The sequence below is a fragment of the Paenibacillus sp. D51F genome, assembly GCF_053345695.1.
This window is the reverse complement of the sequence record NZ_JBKFAO010000001.1, coordinates 484,633-504,752: the sequence shown is the minus strand read 5'-3', so window position 1 is coordinate 504,752 and position 20,120 is coordinate 484,633. Positions and strand designations below refer to the sequence as shown.

Sequence of the window (20,120 nt, the reverse complement as noted above, 5' to 3'; positions counted from 1 at the left end):
CTTCTGTTGTAGAATAGACGGGATAGCAAGTTAGGAGGCTTATGCGAAGATGAAATATCATGAACTCACGATATCGACCACCGAGGAAGCGGTGGAGATGATTTCCAACTTTTTGCATGAACAGGGCGCAGGCGGAGTTTCCATCGAAGAATCCGGCTCGCTGAACAGGCGGCGCGACGAGTCGTTCGGCCAATGGTACGAGCTGCCGCTCAACGATATTCCCGAGGGAGACGCCGTCATCAAGGGCTACTTCAGCGAAGACGAGGACATGGACGCCCATGTGGCCGCCATCCGTCCCCGCATCGAGGAGCTGAAGGACTACGACATCAATCCCGGTACATATGATATCACGGTCGTCACGGTGGACGAGGATGACTGGGCGACGGCCTGGAAGCAGTATTTCAAGCCGATCCGGGTCACCGAAAGGCTGACGATCAAGCCGACCTGGGAGCCGTACGAGGGTTCCGAGGACGAGCGCATCATCGAGCTTGATCCCGGCATGGCGTTCGGCACCGGGACCCATCCGACGACCTCCCTATGCCTGCGCGCGCTTGAATCGGCGATCCGCGAGGGAGACGAAGTCATCGACGTCGGCACCGGCTCCGGCATTCTGGCCATCGGAGCTGTCCTGCTGGGCGCATCCAGCGTGCTGGCTGTCGATCTCGATCCGGTCGCTGTCTCCAGCGCCAAGGAAAATGCCCGTCTGAACGGCATGGACGACGTCATCCAGGTGCTGCAAAGCGACCTGCTCGGCGTCATCAGCCGCAGCGCGGGAGAAGGCGCCGGCTGGAACGGCACCGCCAACGCGGCCGAGGACGAGGCTAGGGAGCAGCTGGCCGAAGTGATGGAGCAGGCCGGCCCGCTGCGCGTCGAGGTGCCTTGCGATCTGATCGTCGCCAACATCCTCGCGGAGATCATCCTTCTGTTCATCGATGATGTCTACGAGGCGCTGAAGCCGGGCGGCATCTATATCGCGTCAGGCATATACGAGAACAAGGAGCAGGCCGTCGAAGCCGGGCTTCTGGCATCCGGCTTCGAGATCGTCGACCGCGTCCGCGAGGACAAATGGATCGCCTTCGTGGCCGCCAAGCCTGAAGGGGAGCGGTAAGCCATGGAGGGGTTGGACAACCTTCTCGCTTATCCTGTCGCCGAGCTTCCCTTTGTCCTGCTTGTCCTGATCATCGCCTTCACTCTCCACGAGTTCGCCCATGCCTACTCGGCGTACAAATTCGGAGACGACACCGCCTACAAGCAGGGCCGGGTTACGCTCAATCCGGCTTCCCATATCGATTTTTTCGGCATGTTCCTGATCCTGATCGCGGGCTTCGGCTGGGCCAAGCCGGTGCCGGTCATGAGCTCCCGCTTCAAGCGGCCGCGGCTGATGAGCATCGTCGTCTCCCTGGTCGGACCGCTCAGCAACCTTCTGCTGATGGCGATCGGAGTCTTCATCGTGACGGCTCTCAATTTCTCGGGCGTTCTGAATGACACGCCTCTGCGCTACATCGATGCCCTGAACGTTTTCTTCAAGTATTTCATCTATCTGAACGGCATGCTGTTCCTGTTCAACCTGATTCCGCTGCCTCCGCTGGACGGCTTCCGGATTCTGTACGAGCTGCTGCCTCGCCGCACCCGGATTCTGCTGGATCAGTATTCGCAGTGGGGAGTCCTGGTTTTCCTGCTGCTCGTGTTCATTCCGGCGCTGAGCAATGCGACCATCCGTCCCTATCTGGCTCTGGTCGGCGATCTGCACTTGTTTTTCCTTCGCCTCTTCACGCCCTTGTTCTTTGGATAAATTCAAGTCCGCGCTTCCATGGCGCGGGCTTTTTTATGCCGCTGAGCGGCTGGGATCTCTGCGGCCGAATAGATTTCCCGACTCAAAACGTGTATGATGGAGGATGACTTTTAAAAACAGGAGTTTGGCCTACTATGCAGCGTTACTTTATAACGCCGGAGCAGTTCGGCGACAACGGCGTCACCCTAAGCGGCGAGGACGCCCATCATATCGCGAGAGTCATGCGGATGAAACCGGGAGACGAGATCATCGCCAGCGACGGCGCGGAGCGTGAAGCCCGCATCGTCCTGACGGATGTCGATCCGTCTATAGTCAGAGGCGACATCGCCGAAAGGCTTCCGATGGACCGCGAGCCGCTCTGGCAGGTCACGGTCGCCCAAGGCCTTCCGAAGGGCGACAAGATGGAGCTTGTCATCCAGAAGGGGACGGAGATCGGCGCGGCCGGGTTTCTCCCGTTCCAGTGCGAGCGGATGGTCGTCCAGTACGACGCCCGCAAGGAAGCGAAGCGGCTGGAGCGCTGGGGCAAGATCGCCAAGGAAGCGGCGGAGCAAGCCCATCGCAGCCGGCTGCCGGTCGTCCATGAGGTCCATGCCTGGAAAGAGCTGCTGGCGGCTTTTTCCGACTATGACCTCGTGCTGTTCTGCTATGAAGCGGAAGGACATGAGCCGGGCGAGCTGACCGGACTTGCGGACCGCATCAGGCAAGCCCGCGAGGCGGGCCGGCTGACGGCGGACAAGGCGCATCGGCTTCTGCTGGTCGTCGGGCCCGAAGGCGGCTTCTCCCCGCGCGAAGCGGAGGCGGCGGCAGCGGCCGGCGCGATGGCGGCAGGCCTCGGACGCAGAATTTTAAGAGCGGAGACGGCACCTCTGGCAGGCTTGGCCTGCCTGATGTACGAATCCGGCGAAATGGGAGGAAGATGAAGAAGATGCCATCGGTTGCACTCTACACCTTGGGCTGCAAAGTCAACTTTTACGATACCGAAGCCATCTGGCAGCTGTTCAAGAATGAAGGGTACGAGCAGGTCGACTTCGATACGACGACGGCCGACGTATATCTCATCAATACTTGCCATGTGACGAACACGGGGGACAAGAAAAGCCGGCAGATCATCCGCCGCGCCATCCGCCGCAATCCCGAGGCGGTCATTGCCGTCACCGGCTGCTACGCGCAGACATCCCCGGCCGAGATCCTGGATATTCCGGGCGTGGATCTCGTCATCGGAACGCAGGATCGCGACAAGCTGATGGATTACATCCGCCAGGTGCAGGACGAGCGCACGCCGGTCAACGCCGTGCGCAACATCATGAAGACGCGCGAGTTCGAGGAGCTGGACGTGCCCGACTTCGCGGACCGCACCCGCGCGTTCCTGAAAATCCAGGAAGGATGCAACAACTTCTGCACCTTCTGCATCATCCCTTGGTCGCGCGGGCTGTCCCGCAGCCGCGATCCCAAGAGCGTCGTGGAGCAGGCCCGCAGCCTGGTCGCGTCCGGCTTCAAGGAGATCGTCCTGACCGGCATCCATACCGGAGGCTACGGCGACGATCTGGACAGCTACAAGCTGTCCGACCTGCTATGGGATCTCGACAAGGTGGACGGTCTCGAGCGCATCCGCATCAGCTCGATCGAGGCCAGCCAGATCGACGAGGACATGATCGAGGTGCTCAACAAATCTTCCAAGATGTGCCGTCATCTCCATGTTCCTCTGCAGGCCGGAGACGACATCGTGCTGAAGCGCATGCGCCGCAAATACACGACCGAGGAGTTCGCGGCGACGATCAAGCGCCTGCATGAAGCGATGCCGGGCGTGGCGATCACGACGGACGTCATCGTCGGGTTCCCGGGCGAGAGCGAAGAGCAGTTCGAAGCCGGCTACCGTTATATGAAAGAGCTTGGATTCTCCGAAATGCATGTGTTCCCTTATTCCAAACGGACCGGCACTCCTGCCGCGCGCATGGAGGACCAGGTCGACGAGGAAATCAAAAACGAGCGCGTACATAAGCTGATCGACTTGTCGGAATCTCTTCAGCTGGCATACGCGGAGAAGTACGTCGGCCACGTTCTGGAAGTCATTCCGGAGCGCGAGCACAAAGGCTCGGCGGGAGCGGGACTGATCATGGGATACTCGGACAACTACATCCAGGTCGTATTCGAAGGTTCCGAGGCGCTTGTCGGCAAGCTTTGCCGCGTACGGATCACGGAAGCCGGAGTCAACGAGAGCCGCGGAGTGCTTGTCAGCGTCCAGGAAGAAGCGCCGAGCCTGACGGAAAAAGCCGGAGCCTGACCAGGCTCCGGCGGCGGACTCATCGTGGAAAACGGAAATCATTATCGGGAGGATAAGGAGCGCATGAAGGAAATTTCAGCAGGCGGGGTCGTGTACAGACGGACGCCGGAAAATGGGCTGCAAATTCAACTGATCCAGGACCGTTACGGCAAAGTTTCCCTTCCCAAAGGGAAAATGGAGCCCGGAGAAACGGTGGAGCAAACCGCCCTGCGCGAAATCGTCGAAGAAACGGGGATGGAAGGCCGCATCATCGAGCCGATCGCCCAGATCAAATACCAGTACCGCCACGAAACGAAAGGCGTCGTGGACAAGGAAGTCCACTATTACCTCGTGGAAGCGACGGGCGGTACTCTTCATGCCCAGGTGGAGGAAATACGCGGCGTCGACTGGTTCGAGCCCGAGGAGGCATGGCGCAAGCAGCGCCAATCCGGCTACGACAACAACGACCGGATCGTCGCGGGCGCGCTCCGTCTGCTCGGTCTAAGCACCGAAGAAGCGGATCGCTAGACAGCTTTCAAGCGGCAAGACAGGCAGAGGCAAGAAGCCCCGTCCCTAATTTCTAGGGGCGGGGCTCTTGTTCGGAATGCGGAGCCGCGGGATGTAGCAGAGCGGCAGCACGATCAGCGAGCAGAGGACGTTGAACAGCGTCTGCGCATGGGCGAGCTGCGAAGCGGGGCCGCCGCCGAACCAGGCGGAGGCGGCGGCGAGCCAGCCCGTGAAGGGCAGGAACAGCAGTGCTCCGCCGGCATTGAGCGCGACGTGGAACCAGGCCACCTTGGCCCCTGCCGTGGTGCCGCCGATGGAGGCGAGCACGGCGGTGAGGCAGGTGCCGACGTTGGCGCCGAGCACGATGGCGACGCCCAGCTCCATGGGAAGCACGCCCGATGCGGCGAGGCTCATCGCCATCCCGATGACGGCGGCGCTGCTATGGACGGCCGCGGTCAAGGCTACCCCTGCCAGCAGTCCCCAGAGAAGGCTGTCTCCTGACCGGTCCATGAACCAGTGGAAGAACAGGCTGTTCTGGACGGCGTCGCCGATCGATTTCATGACTGCGATGCCGGAGAGAATGAGGGCGAATCCGCCCAAGACGAGCGAAGCGCTGCGCAGCGGGCGAAGCCAGCGCTGCCTGCGAAGCCCGGCCGACGAGCTCATTTCGCCGAGCAGGGCGGTCAGCAGCCATCCGGCGAGGGAGAGCAGCAGCAGCGGTCCGGCAAGCCGGTCCAGATCGAGGCCGATCAGCTCGGTCGTCAGGCAGGTGCCGATATTGGTGCCCAGCACGATCCCGATCGTACGGGGAAAGGCCATGACGCCGGCGTTGACCATGCCGATGGCGATGACGGTGACGGCCGTGCTGCTCTGCAGCACCGCGCTTGCCGCGGCGCCGGTCAGGAGGCCGTGCAGAGGCGTGCGTGTGAAGCGCTCGATCGCAGCGTTGAGCCAGCGCCCGGCTGCGCGGTGGAGCGCCGCTTCCATCAGCTTCATGCCGAGCATGAAGACGGCGAAGCCGAATGCGGCCGGAAGCACAATGGCAGTGAGCATAAAGAAGGTCTCCTTTTGTACGGCGATTCCGGGAAGCTCCTGGACCAGCGGCTGCCGTTGGCCGGGCAGATAGTCGATGAATTCTAGAAATGAAAAAGCTGGCGGACTAGATGGAATGAAGCCGGAGAAGCAGAGTACATGCCTGGAGGCCACTGGAAAAGTAGTGTAAGGCGCGAAATCGTTCTGGAGAAACGGATGTGGTCGCCTTTGTCCCCGGATTTCAACCGCTAAAAGCGGCAGAAATCAGAGAAATCTGGGGACAACAGCGATCGGAAGAATGATTTTCGTCTGCAGCCCCAAATTTTCAGTGGCCTCCATGCTTGCGAAGTGTTTTTCTCTGAAAACTTTAAACGCGCGCCTTTAAGCCCGGACTTTCCTATCTCAATCTATGATCCGCAGGGGACAAGAATGACAAGCGGCCGATCCGGGACGGTCAGCTTGAACAATGGAAGGATGATAGCGTGAGCAGAGCCAAGGCTATATTGGTCAAGAAAAAAACGAGAAGGCTGGAGCAGGGGCATCCCTGGATCTACGCCGGAGAAGTCGAGCGGATGGAGGGCGAGGCGGAGCCGGGAGCGATGGTGGACGTGCATGCTTCGAACGGCAGGTATATCGCCTCGGGATATTGGAATCCCCAGTCGCAGATCCGCGTGAGAATCGTATCCCGCCAGCCGGAGCAGGAGCTGGACCAGGCTTTCTTTGCGGAGAAGTTCAGCCGCGCCAAGGAGTACCGGGAGCGCTTCGTTGCGGATGCGGACTGCCGTCTCGTCTATGGAGAGGCCGACTATGTGCCCGGCCTGGTCGTGGACCGGTTCGCGGACGTTCTCGTCGTCCAGATCCTGACGCTCGGGCTGGATCTGAAGCGCGACGCCATCGTCGCCGCGCTCGTCGAAGTATTCAGTCCGCGAGGCATCTATGAGCGGAGCGACGTCGGCGTGCGGCGCCTCGAAGGCTTGGAGGAGCGGACGGGCGTCCTTTACGGCGATTGCCCTTCCATCGTGGAGATCACGGAGAACGGCCTTGCCATGGAAGTCGATATCGCCCAGGGCCAGAAGACGGGCTATTTCTACGATCAGCGGGAGAACCGGGCTGCCATCGAACCTCTCATGAAAGGCTGGGGCAAGCGCAGCGGCATCACTCTCGAGCCGCGTCAAGCGGATGAGCTGCCGGAGGATTGGCGCCTCGTGGCTCCGAAGTCCGATGCTTCTGTTTCCGAATCAGGGTCTGTGCTCGTTCCGGTCAACAAAAGCGGCAAAGTCGTCACCTACCCGCTCTGGGACGGGGCGACCGTGCTGGAATGTTTTGCCCATACCGGCAGCTTCACGCTGCATGCCTGCAAATACGGGGCGAAAAAAGTCACCTGCCTGGACGTCTCCGAGCATGCGATCGATACGGCCAAGCGCAACGTGGAACGGAATCATTTCTCCGACCGGGTTGAATTCGTCGTCGACGACGCCTTCCAGTATTTGCGCCAACAGGTGAAGGGGCTGGAGGAACGGACGGCGCGAGCATCCGGAGCGAAGACCGTGGACACGTCCAAGAAGCTGGGCGGGGAAGGCCGCACCTGGGACGTGGTCGTGCTCGATCCTCCGGCGTTCGCCAAGACGAAGGGCGCGGTCGAAGGCGCTTGCCGCGGCTACAAGGACATCAACCTGCACGGCATGAAGCTCGTCAACGAGGGCGGGTACCTCGTCACGGCCAGCTGCTCCTACCATATGAAGCCTGAGCTGTTCCTGGAGACGATTCTCGAAGCGGCGGCGGATGCGGGCAAGTCGCTCAAGCTGGTGGAATGGCGCGCGGCCGGCAAAGACCATCCGCAGCTGCTCGGCGTAGCGGAAGGGCATTACTTGAAGTTTGCGATCTTCGAGGTCCATAGCTTGTAGCTCTTGGGATCATCGAGGTATGCAATTTGCAGGTCTTGCTCATCGAGATCCAAAGCTTGCTTTCGGGGCATGCGATCAACGAGGTTTGAATTTTTCAGGGAGGCGGCGCCGCTGGTGCCGCTTTTTTTTGCGCAATGGATCGGGTGGTCGAATCGATCGGAGAGCGTTGACGAGCGGATGCGGCGATTGGAGCTGCTAGGAAATAAGAAAGAAGCTTGGAGCGGCTGCCTAATGAATGGAGCGTCAGGGTATCGACCGTTTTTGCGGAGTCTGTCCTGCATTGGAAAGGCGCCATTGGACCGTTTCGCATGATCGTTCGGCTCAGCTGCGGCACATGAAGCACGACTCGTGACGTCGAGATGCCAGGATCGGACTGGATGGGTACATTTGCAGCTTCCGCAGGGGTTGTCATCGAGGATGGCTAATGCTACTGTATAAGAACATATGTTCATTGATAGAGTCATAGAATCCGAAGGCGCGGGCACGGCCGGATCGCCCGACGTTCGCGACATAGAAAGGAAGCGGTAAGCTGTGAAATTCCTACATACGGCAGACTGGCATCTCGGCAAGCTCGTGCAAGGGGTCTATATGACGGAGGACCAGCGGCATGTTCTCGAGCAGCTTGTGCGCGCGGTGGAAGAGGAGCGGCCGGATGCCGTCGTCATCGCCGGCGATCTGTACGACCGCGCCGTGCCGCCTACCGAGGCGGTGGAGCTGCTCGACGAGACGCTTTACCGCATCGTCATCGAACTGGACACGCCCGTGCTCGCCATCTCCGGCAATCATGACAGTCCGGACCGGATCAGCTTCGGCACCCGCATGATGTCTCGCCGGGGCTTGCATCTGGCCGGGGCGCTGAAGGCAGACAGCGAGCCCGTCGTCCTGTCCGACGAGCATGGCGAGGTCCATTTCCATCTGGTTCCATACGCTGATCCCGCGATGGTGCGCCATGCCTTCGGCAACGAAGACATCCGCACCCACGACGACGCCATGAAGGCGATCGCGGACCGCATCGCGGCCGGAATGGACCCTTCGGCTCGCCACGTAATGGTCGGCCATGCGTTCGTCACTCCCGGCGGCGTGCCGGAGGTCAACACGAGCGAATCCGAGCGTCCGCTCTCGATCGGGGGAGCGGAGCATGTGAAGGCGGAATATTTCCGTCCTTTTCATTATACGGCGCTCGGGCATTTGCATCAGGCCCACTGGGTGGAAAGGGAGAATGTCCGCTACGCGGGTTCGCCGCTCAAATACTCGGTTTCCGAGGAGCATCACCGCAAAGGCTTTTTCCTCGTCGAGCTCGATGGAGCGGGACAGGCTTCCGCCAGCTTCCGGCCGCTGCTTGCCCGCAGGGACATGCGCCGAGTCGCCGCTCCGATCCGCGAGATCGAGCACGGACACGAGCCCAGCGAGGATTATGTGTTCGTCACGCTGCTGGACGAGAATCCGGTGCTTTTCCCGATGGAGAAGGTCCGCTCGGTATACCCGAACGCTCTCCATGTCGAGAGGAGGCCGGCCGCAGGCATGCTGCCGCCGGAGCCGGGGGCTGGACCTGAAGGGGCCAAAGCCCGCCGCGACCGCGATCCCGTCGATCTGTTCGATGCATTTTATCGCGAAGTGAAAGGCTCCGAGCTCAGCAAGGAAAAAAGAGAGCTGTTCGGAAGGGTCTATGCTGAAGTGCTTCAAGAAGAGGGGGCGGGTCGATGAGGCCGATCAGACTGGTATTGACGGCTTTCGGGCCTTACCGGAACGGGGAGGCGATTGATTTCGAGCCGCTGCACGAGCGGGGTTTGTTCGTCATCTCCGGACAGACCGGAGCGGGCAAGACGACCGTGTTCGACGCGGTCTGTTATGCGCTCTACGGCACCGCCAGCGGCGAGGACCGGGCGGAGGCGCGGATGCTGCGGAGCCATTTCGCGGGAGACGATACGCCGACGTCGGTGGAGCTCGTATTTGCCGCAAGAGGCCGGAAGTACCGGGTATTCCGGCAGATGCCTCATCGCAAGGCCGGCAACAAGAGCGAGACGGGCGGCAAGGCGGAGCTGTACGAGCTTACCGCCGAGGGCGAGGCGCCTTTGACGGACCGCTTCCATATCAAGGAGGTCGACGCCAAGCTGGAGGAGATCGTTGGCCTCAGCCGCGACCAGTTCATCCAGATCGTCATGCTGCCGCAAGGGGAGTTCCGCAAGCTGCTGACCTCCGATACCGAGAACAAGGAAGAAATTTTGCGCCGCCTGTTCCAGACGGGGCTTTACCGCAGCCTGGAGGAAAGCTTCGCGAGGCGCAGCCGCGAGCTGCGGGAAGCGGCCAAGGACAACCGGCAGCGGCTGCTGTATATGAGCGAGCAGGTGCGGGCCAGTCTCCCTGTCCGGGCAGGAAGCCGGCTGGAAGAGCTGCTTGCGCAAGAGCATGCGGCTCCTTCGCGCCTGATGGAAGGGCTCGAGGAGGAAGCCGTTTATTTCGGCAGCCTGGCAACGGGGCTGGAGCGTGACCGGCTGGATGCGGAAGCCGCTTATGAAGCGCAGCGGACGAAGCTCGCGGAGGCGTCCCGCCTGAATGCGAGGCTGGACGAGCTGGAGGCGGCCGAGGGGACGGCGGCGAAGCTGGAAGGCCGCGGCGGCGAGATGGCGGAGCTCGAGGCGAAGCTGGAGCGGGCGGAGAGAGCGGCTCGGCTGGCGCCGTACGAGGAGCAGTCGCGGCGTGCGGCTGCCGAGGCGGAGGCCGTGGAGCGGAGGCGTGCCGACGCTTCCGCCGCAGCCGCAGCCGCGGAAGCGGAGCATAGGGCCGCGGCGGAGGCGGCCGAGGCCGAGGAGGCGCGCGAGCCCGAGCGGCGCAAGGCGGCGATGGAGCTGCAGAAGCTGCGCGAGCTGCTGCCGGCGGTGCGCACGCTCGGCGAGCGGCAGGCGGAGCTGGCGAAGCAGCGCGCGGAGGAGGCAAGGCTTGGACGCGAGGCGGAGAGGCTTGCCTCCGAGCTGGAGCAGGAGCGCATCCGGCGCCGCGCGCAGGCCGACCGGATGAGCGCGCTGGAGCTTGAGACGGAGCGTCTGCCTCAGATGCAGGAGCGGCGCTCTTTCATGCAGGAAAAATACAAGCTGCTGAAGCTGATGGCCGATACCGAGCGGCTCGCAGCCGAGCTGGAGCGACAGCAGGCGGACCAGGAATCGGCCGCGAAGCGCCTGCGGCTCGATGCGGAGGAAATAGAGCAGCGCTGGATCGAAGGGCAGGCGGGCAGGCTTGCGGCGCATCTGCATGACGGGCGGCCATGCCCGGTATGCGGCAGCGCGGAGCATCCCGCGCCCGCTTCCGCCGCAGACGGCGGCGTGAGCCGCGAACAGCTGCAGGAAGCCAAGGAGCGGCTGCTCCATGTGGAGAGGGAGCTCAGCGCCGCAGCCGCGCAAGCGGCAGCAGCCCGAGGCCGCGGCCAAGAAGCTTGGCATCAGGCGGATGCGTTCGGAATCGGCCATGACCGGCTCGACCTGCAGCTGAAGGAGGCTCTGGCCGAGGGGCTTGCCCTCAAGGCGGAATGCGAGAGGCTGGCATCGCTGCAGACGCAGCGGCAAGAGCTTCGTGAAGCGCTCGCTGCCCTCGACCGTCGACTGGAAGAGCTGCAAACAGCCAGGGAAAAGCTGCTGCTGACGCTGCAGCCGCTGGCGCTGGACATAGCCGCCCGGAGCTCCCGCCTGGACGCGGAGCTCGAAGCCGTGCCGGAGCCGCTGCGCGACGCGGCGGCGCTCGAGAAGATGGCGGCCGAGCTGGAGGCGCGCTGCGCCAGGATGGACAGCTTGCTGAAGGCGGCGCGGGAGCGGCTGGCGGGAGGCTCGTCCCGGCTTGCCGAGGCGCGCGCCCGTATGGAGCAGCTGGCCGTGCAGGCAGAAGAAGCGGCCGCAGCCGGCAAAGACGCCGCGGAGAGACTGCGCCTCGAGCTGGAAGCGGCGGGCTTCGCTTCCGGAGCCGAGTACCTGGAGGCAAGGCTGGACGAGGAGATCCGCAAGCAGGGAGTCCGTGTGCTGGAAGCGTACCGGTCGGAGCTTGCCGCGCAGCGGCGGCTTGCCGCCGAGCTGCGCAAGGAGCTCGACGGATGCGTCCGCGGCGATGCGGCGGAGCTGGCCGCCGAAGCGGATCGTCTCAAGGCGGTCCGCGAGGAGGCCGACAACCGCTGGCGCCGCTGCAGGCAGCTCGCGGAGACCGCCGCCTCTCTCAAGGCGGCGGTCGGCGAGGCTTCGCTCCGATTCGAGGATTCGGAGCGGGCGCTGGAGGAAGTGGCCGATCTGCACGAGATGCTCAAAGGCGACAATACGCTGAAGATGTCCTTCGAACGGTATATCCTCATCGAGTTTCTGGAGCAGATCCTGTATGCCGCCAACGAGCGGCTGCGGGTGCTGTCGAGCGGACAGTTCATGCTGGAGCGCAGCGGGCGGCTTGAGGCGAGAGGGCGCCAGAGCGGCCTCGGCCTCGACGTCTACGACAGCTACACAGGCCAGAACCGGGATGTGAAATCCCTCTCGGGCGGCGAGAAGTTCAACGCCTCCCTGGCGCTCGCTCTCGGCATGACGGATGTCATCCAGGCTCATCAGGGAGGGGTCTCCATCGAGATGATGTTCATCGACGAAGGCTTCGGCTCGCTGGACGAGGAATCGCTCGGAAGGGCGATCGCAGCTCTGGCGGACCTGCAGCGGGCGGGCAGGATGATCGGCGTCATCTCCCACGTCCAGGAGCTCAAGGACGCATTCCCGGCCGTGCTGGAAGTAAGCAAGACGAAGGAAGGGCACAGCCGGACGAGGCTGGTGCTCAAATAGCTAAGACTACAGCGGCAATAGCTGCCGGCGCGATTACAGCCATACAAGGAGGTTAGGCCCATGGGGCTTCGCATGATCACAGGAAGAGCGGGTACCGGCAAAACCTCGGCCTGCCTGGACGAGATCCGGGCGCTGCTTGCCGAGGATCCCGGCGGTCCGCCGCTTATCCTGCTGACGCCGGAGCAAGCGACATTCCAGACGGAGTATGCTCTGCTCGGCAGCGGTTCGATTACTTCGAGCCTGCGAGCCCAGGTGCTCAGCTTCCGCAGGCTGGCGCTGCGCGTCATGCAGGAGACGGGAGGAGCGGCGATCATCCCTGTCGGAGAGAACGGCAAGAACATGCTGCTCCACAAAATCGTCCATCGATTGTCCTCCGACCTGCTGCTGTTCCGGGGCGGTGCGGACCAGCAAGGCTTCATCGGCAAGCTCGGCGAGCTGCTGACGGAGTGGAAGCGGTACGGAATCGGTCCGGCCGACATCAAGGCGAGGCTGGGGGACGAGCCGGGAAGCGGACCTGCATCGCTGCTCTCGCGCAAGCTGCATGATTTGTCCCTGATTTACGGCGCCTTGGACGGGGAGCTTGCCGGCCTGTACATGGACGACGAGGATCACCTGGTCCATCTCGCGGAAGGATTCGGAGACTGCGGCTCTCTGCTGGGAGCGCGCATCTGGGTGGACGGCTTCAACGGGTTTACGCCGAATGAGCTGTCTGCTCTCGGATCCATGCTGAAGCATGCGGAGCAGGTGACGGTGACTCTTTGCCTGGACAAGCCCTATGACGACGGCGTCCGACCGCATGAGCTCGATCTCTTCCATCCGGCTGCGGATACGTATATCCGGCTTCGCGCCTTGAGCGAGGAGCTGTCGGTTCCGGTTGATCCGGCAGTCGCATTGCCTGCCGATGCGCCGCCGCGATATGCGCGGGGAGGCATGCTGGCTCATCTGGAGAAGAGCTTCGGCTGGTGGAGCCCGATGCCGAATCCGGCCTCGGCCGAGCCGGCGGAAGGCGTCCTCCTGACGGCCGCCGCGAACCGCAGGGCGGAAGTCGAAGCGGCCGCCAGGCAGATGCTCCGGCTGACGCGGGAGAAGGGCGCGCGCTGGCGTGAAATGGCTGTCATCGTGCGGCAAAGCGCGGAATACAACGATGCCATCCATAACGTATTTACGGATTACGGCATTCCATTCTTCATGGACCAGAGCAAGGACGTCCTGCATCATCCATTGTCCGAATTCATTCGCTCCGCTCTGGAGACGGTCCTATACGGCTGGAAGCATGAAGCGGTCTTCCGCTGCGTCAAGACGGAGATGCTTTTTCCCGAGGACGGCAGGATGGACCGCGAGCGCTACGACCGGCTGGAAAACTACGTTCTTGCCGCAGGCATCGAGGGACGGCAGTGGAAAAGCCCCAAGAGCTGGAAACCGCTCCTGCGCGGCGGAGTGGAGGACGAGCCGGCGGAGGCGGATGCCCGCAGGCTGGCGGAGTTCGAGGATCTGCTGAAGGCGCGCAAGGAGCTTGTCTCTCCGCTGGCGAGGCTCGAGAGGGCCATCGCCAAGGCCGGGACGATCCGGGGCATGTGCGAGGCCCTGTTCGATTTCCTGGACCGTTCTGGAGCCGCATCCAGGCTGGAGCGGCGCAGCGAGAGCGATCTGGCCCAAGGAAGGCCGGGCCACGCCCGCATCCACCGTCAGCTGTGGGACGGCGTCATGAGCTTGCTGGACCAGCTGGTGGAGATGGCTGGAGAAGAGGAAGTGCCGGCGGACTTGTTCGCCGGCATGGTCGAGACGGGGCTGGAGAGCCTCAAGCTGTCCGCCGTGCCGCCTTCCCTTGACCAGGTCGTCGTCGGCACGATGGACCGGACGCGGACGGGAGATGTCCGCTTCAGCTTCGTGCTCGGCGCCAGCGACGGCGTGCTGCCGATGCGCATGCAGGAAGACGGCGTGCTGACCGAAAGGGAGCGGGAATCGCTCGGCGGCCTGGGGCTCGAGATGGCTCCCGGCATGAGAAGGAAGCTGCTCGATGAACGATATTTGATCTACAGGGCGTTCCTGTCTCCTTCGGAAGGGCTTTGGGTCAGCTGGCCGCTCGCCGACGAGGAAGGCAAAGGCCTCTATCCTTCCGAATATGTCCGGCATTTAAGAAAGCTGTATCCTTGGCTGGAATCCCGTCCTGCGTCGGCCTATCCGGAGAAGGACGAGGGAGAGCGGGAGCTGCTCGAATATATGGAGCTGCCGCAGCGCACGCTCTCCTACCTGATGCCGAGAATCCGTTCCTGGATGCAAGGCGGAGAGCTGCCCGGCTTGTGGCGGGATGCGTACAATTGGTTCGCTGTCCGGCCGCAGTGGCAGTCCCGGCTGCAGGCGATGCTGGATTCCTTGCAATACGCCAATCAGGAGGCGGCGCTGACCAAGCGGACCGCGGACAGGCTGTATGGAAGCCGGCTGACGGCGAGCGTAACTCGGATGGAGCGGTTCGTCTCCTGCCCGTTCCAGCATTTCGCCATCCACGGCCTCGGGCTCAAGGAGCGCAAGCTGTACAAGCTTCAGGCGCCCGATATGGGCCAGCTGTTCCATGCGGCGCTCAGCCGAGTCGCCACGGAGCTGGGCGAAGGCTGGGGCAGAGCGGGGAGCGAGGAGATCAAGGCGATATCCGGCCGGGTCGTCGAGGAGCTGTCGCCCCGCCTGCAATCGGAGATTCTGCTCAGCAGCGGACGCTACCGGTACATCGCCGGCAAGCTGAAGGACATCGTCAGCCGAGCCGCCGTCGTGCTGGGAGAGCATGCGCGCAGGGCGGAGTTCCAGCCTGTCGGGCTGGAAGTGGACTTCGGTCCGGACGGCACGCTGCCGCCTCTCGATATCGAGCTGCCGGACGGCGGCAGCATCCGGATCATCGGCAGGATCGACCGGGTTGACGCCGCCAAATCCGAAAAAGGCTTGCTGCTGCGCGTGCTGGACTACAAATCCAGCGCGACTCAGCTTCGCCTCGAGGAAGTTTCGCACGGCCTTTCGCTGCAGATGCTTACCTATTTGGATGTGCTGCTCACGCATGCCGAGAAATGGCTGGGGTCCACTGCCCAGCCTGCAGGCGTTCTTTATTTCCACGTTCATAATCCCGTGCTCAGCGTTCCGTCTGGGCTCGAGCCGGACGAAGCGGCGGCGATGCTGCTCAAGCGCTTCAAGATGCGCGGTCTGCTGCTCGACGACGCGGACACGGTTCGCATGATGGACGGGGCGATGGAAGGACGCTCCGACCTGCTTCCTGCCGGCTTCAAGAAAGACGGGACCTTCCTCAGCGATTCGGCGCTGGCGTCGGGAAGGCAGTGGGAGCTGCTGCGCTCTTCGGTTCGGCGCACGATCGCGACGATCGGACAGTCGGTCAAGGACGGCGAGATCGCCATCCGCCCTTATCGCCTCGGTTCCAAGACGCCTTGCCAATTCTGCTCGTACCGGCCTGTATGCCAGTTCGATCCGCTCAACGAGTCCAACGAGTATCTGAAGCTCGGTACTCCGGGCAAGGAAGAGGTGTGGCGGTCACTGGAGGAGCTGGCGGAAGCCCAGGCAGAGCCGGCTTGCGCTGCGGATATGAATCCGGCATCTCGGGATATGGATCCCGCATCCGGGGATATGATCCCTTTGAAAGGAACGGCGGATCGGGATGAAGATGGAGAAGGAAGGAGGAGTTGAAGATGGCGATGGAAGGCTTGATTCCCAAACCGGAAGGATCGACCTGGACCGATGACCAGTGGCGGGCCATTACGGCGCGCGGCGAGGATGTGCTCGTCGCGGCCGCCGCCGGCTCCGGCAAGACGGCCGTGCTCGTGGAGCGGATCATCCGCATCATATCGGAGGATACCGACGTGGACCGGCTGCTCGTCGCCACCTTCACGAAGGCGGCAGCGGCGGAGATGAAGGAGCGGATCCGGACGGCTCTGGAGGCTGCCCTTGAGCGCGACCCGGCCTCGGAGCATCTGCGGCGGCAGCTGGCGCTGCTCGGCAGAGCTTCGATCACGACTCTGCACTCCTTCTGCCTTGATGTCATCCGCCGCTATTATCCTCTTATCGGCCTCGATCCCGGATTCCGGGTCGCCAACGAGACCGAGGCCGAGCTGCTGCGGCTGGAAGTGCTGGACGAGCTGTTCGAGGAGCGCTATTCCGGAGACGCCGGCGGCGACGGGGATTTCCTCCGCCTGGCGGACCGCTACGGCGGCGAGAAAGGCGACGAGCCCTTGTACCGGCTTGTCCAGCAGCTCTACGATTTCTCGCGCTCGCAGCCTTGGCCGGATGATTGGCTTCGTGCGATGGCGGCCGCTTTTGCAGCCGGCGGACCGGAAGAGCTGCAGGGCAGCCCTTGGGTCGCGGCGCTGGAGGCGGATATTGCGCTCGCGCTTGGCGGCGCCAGGCTCGCGCTTCAGGAAGCGCTCCGGATGGCGCTCTTGCCAGACGGACCTTCCGTTTATGCCGACACGCTCCGGGAGGATCTGAGTCTGGTCGCCGGTCTGTCGGAAGCGGTTGCCGCCCGTCCTTGGGACGAGTGGCGGGACGCCTGGCAGCTGGCGGGGGGCTTCGGAAGGCTGAAGTCCGTGCGAGGCGGCGATGCCGACAAGAGCCTTCAAGAGCGCGTCAAGGATCTTCGGGACGAAGCGCGCTCGCTCGTGGACGAGCTCGGCAAGGAGCTGTTCAGCCGCTCGGCCAAGCAGTATGCGGCGGAGCTGGAGCAGCTGGCGCCGCTCATGCGCGCCCTGGCGGAGCTCGTCATCGAGTTCGACGGGCGCTATCAGCTGGCCAAGCGGAAGAAGGGGCTTCTCGACTTCGGGGATCTTGAGCATTACTGCCTGCAGATTCTGCGGGCGGACGATTCCAGGCCGGGCAGCAATCTGCCTTCCGCCGCAGCGCTCGATTACCGCAAGCAATTCCGCGAGGTGCTGCTGGACGAATATCAGGATACGAACCGGGTCCAGGAATCCATCGTCGAGCTGCTGACCGGAGTCGCCGGAGAAGGCGGCACCCGCTTCATGGTCGGGGACGTCAAGCAGAGCATTTACCGGTTCCGCCTGGCCGAGCCGGATCTGTTCCTGGAGAAATACCGTCTGTTCCAGTCTGCGCAGCGAAGGGAAGCAGTCGGCGAAGCAGCAGGCATCGATGCGGGAGCTTCCGGACGCCGGATCGATCTGGCCCGGAATTTCCGCAGCCGGCTGCAGGTCGTGGACGGGGTGAATGCGGTTTTCAAAGCTCTGATGAGGGAATCCGTGGCGGAGATGGAATACGATGAAGCCGCCGAGCTGGTGCTTGGGGCTTCGTATCCCGACCCGGATCCTCCGCGCGCCAACCGGATCGAATTCGCTCTGATCGACCGGGAAGGCACCGGCGGGCGCAGCGTCCGCGAAGCCCCGGCCGAGCAGGCGGAAGGATCGCCGGAAGCGGAGCAGCGGGAAGAAGCCGCCGATCTGCAGACCGCCCAGCTGGAAGCCCGCTATATCGCCGGACGCATCCGGCTGCTGCGGGAAGAAGGCTTCGCCGTTCATGACCGCAAGGGCAAGCGGGGACTTGCCTGGAGGGACATCGTCATCTTGCTGAGGGCGACGAGATCCTGGGCTCCGATCCTGATGGAGGAGCTGCAGGCTGCCGGAATTCCGGCTTACGCCGAGCTTGGCAGCGGATATTTCGACGCCGTCGAGGTGGAGGTCATGCTCTCGGCGCTGCGGGTCGTGGACAATCCTTATCAGGATATTCCGCTCGCTGGCCTTCTCCGTTCCCCGATGTTCGGCTTGAACGCCGAGGAGCTTGCCGGAATCCGAATTGGCGGCGGAAAAGGCTATTTCTACGAGGCGGTTGTCAAGGCGGCCGACGACCTGCTCACGGAAGAGGGGCTGCGGCGCAAGCTGTCGCTCTTCCTCGGCAAGCTGGACGAATGGCGGGACGCTGCCCGCCAGGGCAGCCTGGCCGACCTCATCTGGCGCATCTACGGCGAGACCGGTTATTATGATTGGGCGGGCGGCCTTGCCGGGGGCATGCAGCGTCAAGCGAATTTGAGGTCGCTGCATGACCGGGCGCGCCAGTTCGAGGCCGGCACAGCTCGCGGGCTGTTCCGCTTCCTCCGCTTCATGGACCGGATGCGGGAGAACGGCGGGGATCTCGGCACGGCCGGCGCTCTCGGAGAGGGCGAGGACGTGGTGCGGATCATGTCCATCCATAAAAGCAAGGGGCTGGAGTTTCCGGTCGTATTCGTCGCTGGATTGGGCAAGAAATTCAACCAGCAGGATATGAGCGCGCCGTTCCTCATGCATAAGGAGCTAGGCTTCGGTCCCAAGTTCATCGATCCGGACCTGAGGCTCTCCTATCCGACTCTTCCATGCCTGGCGATCCGCCGCCGGATGAGAATGGAGATGCAGGCGGAGGAGCTGCGGGTCCTTTACGTGGCGCTCACCCGTCCGAAGGAGAAGATGATCCTCGTCGGCACGACGGACGACGCTGCGAGGACAACCGAACGCTGGGCGTCGGCGCTGGACGAGTCCGGCCGGCTGTCGGATTATCGGATCGCCTCCGCGCGCCGTTTTCTGGACTGGCTCGGACCTTTGGCCGGAGCAGGCATGATGGATATCGCCGCCATGCAGCCTTCCGAGGCGGAACGAACTCCCGAGGCGGAACAAACGGAGCCGGAGGGAACAGAGCGGGAACTTCGAGTCCGCTCGGACGGCGAATCCCCGCCATCTTCTGGGGGAGCAGCCTGCGGATCGACGGTTGTCGGGCCGCAGGCCGGCGGCTTGGAGTCGGCTGTGGAATCAGCGGTTGCAGACCAAGCGGCCGCTGGTTCGGATGCAGCCGCCGAAGCTGCCGCTCCTGCCGGCAAGCCGCGTCCAGGCCGGAGCGGTTTCGAGGAATGGGAAGCCGGAGTCGTGCCTTATTACACCCTCGGCTCCGAGGCGGCCGCAGCCGCCGATGCCGGTCCAGTCGGACCGGACCCGGACGAGCTGCAGGCGGTCCTCGGCATGATTCCGATCGGGGCCGGCGGCTGGGAAGCCGAAGTGGAGCGGCGGCTTTCGTGGGAATACCCTTACGGAGAGGCATCGCGCATAGCGGCCAAAACCTCCGTTACGGAAATGAAGCGCATGCGGGGAGAAGCATACCGGACGGAAGACTCCGCTTCTTACGAAGAAGGTCCTTTCGTCGATAAGAATGGCGGCGGACTTCCGGCTGTGCCGGAGGCGCCCGGCTTCAATGACGGCAGCCGCAGCGCGCAGCAGCGGACAGAAGGTTCCTCCTTCCGTCTCCGCAGGCCTCAGTTCATGGAACGCAAAAAACTGACGGCAGCCGAGAAGGGAACTGTGCTTCATACGGTCATGCAGCATTTGCCGCTGGCCGGCAGCATCGATCAAGCAGCGGCAGAGGATACGGTAGCCGGGCTTGTCCGGAAGCGGATCCTGACCGAGGAGCAGGCGTCTGCCGCCGATACAGCTTCGGTCGTCGCTTTCTTCGAGGGAAGCCTCGGCCAGAGGCTGCTCCGCTCCTCCAAAGTCCGGCGCGAAGTGCCGTTCAGCAGCACGCTTCCCGCAGCGCGGGTCTATCCCGGCACGGGCGCCTCGGAAGCCGACGAGCCCGTGCTGATCCAAGGCGTCGTCGATTGCCTGTTCGAGGAAGGGGAGAGGCTCATCCTCGTCGATTACAAAACGGACCGTCTAGTCGGCGGCGCATCGGAAGCGGCCGAGAAGCACCGGTTCCAGCTGGAGCTGTACGCCTCCGCGATCGAAGCGGCGCTCGGCAGGCCTGTCGATGAGCTTCACATTTATTTCCTGAACAGCCGCGAGGCCGTTCAGCTGACTCCTGACGAAAAGGAATGA

11 protein-coding genes are annotated in these 20,120 nt (G+C 63.2%); 10 read left to right on the top strand and 1 reads right to left on the bottom strand.

The genetic code is table 11. The annotated features are described in order from the left end of the window. Positions 1–49 precede the first annotated feature (49 nt). The 5 genes from prmA to ACLBWT_RS02400 all read left to right on the top strand — a co-directional run bounded on the left by prmA (position 50) and on the right by ACLBWT_RS02400 (position 4,580). The gene (gene prmA, locus ACLBWT_RS02420; RefSeq protein WP_447661478.1) at positions 50–1,108 is read left to right on the top strand and encodes a 50S ribosomal protein L11 methyltransferase; all 1,059 of its coding nucleotides are present in this window, start codon (positions 50–52) and stop codon (positions 1,106–1,108) included. 3 nt (positions 1,109–1,111) lie between these two features. Next, on the top strand, positions 1,112–1,792 hold the full coding sequence (locus ACLBWT_RS02415; RefSeq protein WP_447661477.1) for a site-2 protease family protein: 681 nt from the start codon (positions 1,112–1,114) through the stop codon (positions 1,790–1,792). A 134-nt stretch (positions 1,793–1,926) separates the two neighbouring features. After that, positions 1,927–2,712 carry an RsmE family RNA methyltransferase gene (locus ACLBWT_RS02410; RefSeq protein ID WP_447661476.1) on the top strand — a complete coding sequence of 262 codons (786 nt, stop codon included), beginning with the start codon at positions 1,927–1,929 and terminating at the stop codon, positions 2,710–2,712. A 5-nt stretch (positions 2,713–2,717) separates the two neighbouring features. Beyond that, positions 2,718–4,073, top strand: a complete 1,356-nt coding sequence (gene mtaB / locus ACLBWT_RS02405) for a tRNA (N(6)-L-threonylcarbamoyladenosine(37)-C(2))-methylthiotransferase MtaB (protein WP_076356874.1) — start codon at positions 2,718–2,720, stop codon at positions 4,071–4,073. Positions 4,074–4,136: 63 nt separating this feature from the next. Beyond that, the gene (locus ACLBWT_RS02400) at positions 4,137–4,580 is read left to right on the top strand and encodes an NUDIX hydrolase (protein WP_447661475.1); all 444 of its coding nucleotides are present in this window, start codon (positions 4,137–4,139) and stop codon (positions 4,578–4,580) included. A 45-nt stretch (positions 4,581–4,625) separates the two neighbouring features. Here the strand turns inward: ACLBWT_RS02400 and ACLBWT_RS02395 are convergent, their stop codons facing one another. Then, complete coding sequence (locus ACLBWT_RS02395) at positions 4,626–5,612, bottom strand: Na/Pi cotransporter family protein (protein ID WP_447661474.1); 987 nt, start codon at positions 5,610–5,612, stop codon at positions 4,626–4,628. A gap of 461 nt (positions 5,613–6,073) precedes the next feature. Here ACLBWT_RS02395 and ACLBWT_RS02390 point away from each other — a divergent pair, with 461 nt between their 5' ends. The 5 genes from ACLBWT_RS02390 to addA all read left to right on the top strand — a co-directional run bounded on the left by ACLBWT_RS02390 (position 6,074) and on the right by addA (position 20,120). Continuing rightward, complete coding sequence (locus tag ACLBWT_RS02390) at positions 6,074–7,495, top strand: class I SAM-dependent rRNA methyltransferase (protein WP_447661472.1); 1,422 nt, start codon at positions 6,074–6,076, stop codon at positions 7,493–7,495. A 531-nt stretch (positions 7,496–8,026) separates the two neighbouring features. Then, a complete protein-coding gene (locus ACLBWT_RS02385) occupies positions 8,027–9,199 on the top strand; it encodes an exonuclease SbcCD subunit D (RefSeq protein ID WP_447661470.1) in 1,173 nt (390 codons plus the stop codon). Then, the gene (locus ACLBWT_RS02380) at positions 9,196–12,288 is read left to right on the top strand and encodes an AAA family ATPase (protein ID WP_447661469.1); all 3,093 of its coding nucleotides are present in this window, start codon (positions 9,196–9,198) and stop codon (positions 12,286–12,288) included. The genes ACLBWT_RS02385 and ACLBWT_RS02380 overlap by 4 nt, the downstream gene beginning before the upstream one ends. A gap of 60 nt (positions 12,289–12,348) precedes the next feature. Beyond that, entirely contained in the window at positions 12,349–15,969 is a 3,621-nt protein-coding gene (gene addB / locus ACLBWT_RS02375) for a helicase-exonuclease AddAB subunit AddB (RefSeq protein WP_447661468.1), read from the top strand. Between the two features lie 2 nt (positions 15,970–15,971). Next, complete coding sequence (gene addA, locus ACLBWT_RS02370; RefSeq protein ID WP_447661467.1) at positions 15,972–20,120, top strand: helicase-exonuclease AddAB subunit AddA; 4,149 nt, start codon at positions 15,972–15,974, stop codon at positions 20,118–20,120.

Coding starts and splice junctions, on each gene's coding strand:
- prmA (WP_447661478.1), top strand. CDS start 50: ATGAAATATCATGAACTCACGATATCGACCACCGAGGAAGCGGTGGAG.
- ACLBWT_RS02415 (WP_447661477.1), top strand. CDS start 1,112: ATGGAGGGGTTGGACAACCTTCTCGCTTATCCTGTCGCCGAGCTTCCC.
- ACLBWT_RS02410 (WP_447661476.1), top strand. CDS start 1,927: ATGCAGCGTTACTTTATAACGCCGGAGCAGTTCGGCGACAACGGCGTC.
- mtaB (WP_076356874.1), top strand. CDS start 2,718: ATGCCATCGGTTGCACTCTACACCTTGGGCTGCAAAGTCAACTTTTAC.
- ACLBWT_RS02400 (WP_447661475.1), top strand. CDS start 4,137: ATGAAGGAAATTTCAGCAGGCGGGGTCGTGTACAGACGGACGCCGGAA.
- ACLBWT_RS02395 (WP_447661474.1), bottom strand. CDS start 5,612: ATGCTCACTGCCATTGTGCTTCCGGCCGCATTCGGCTTCGCCGTCTTC.
- ACLBWT_RS02380 (WP_447661469.1), top strand. CDS start 9,196: ATGAGGCCGATCAGACTGGTATTGACGGCTTTCGGGCCTTACCGGAAC.
- addB (WP_447661468.1), top strand. CDS start 12,349: ATGGGGCTTCGCATGATCACAGGAAGAGCGGGTACCGGCAAAACCTCG.
- addA (WP_447661467.1), top strand. CDS start 15,972: ATGGCGATGGAAGGCTTGATTCCCAAACCGGAAGGATCGACCTGGACC.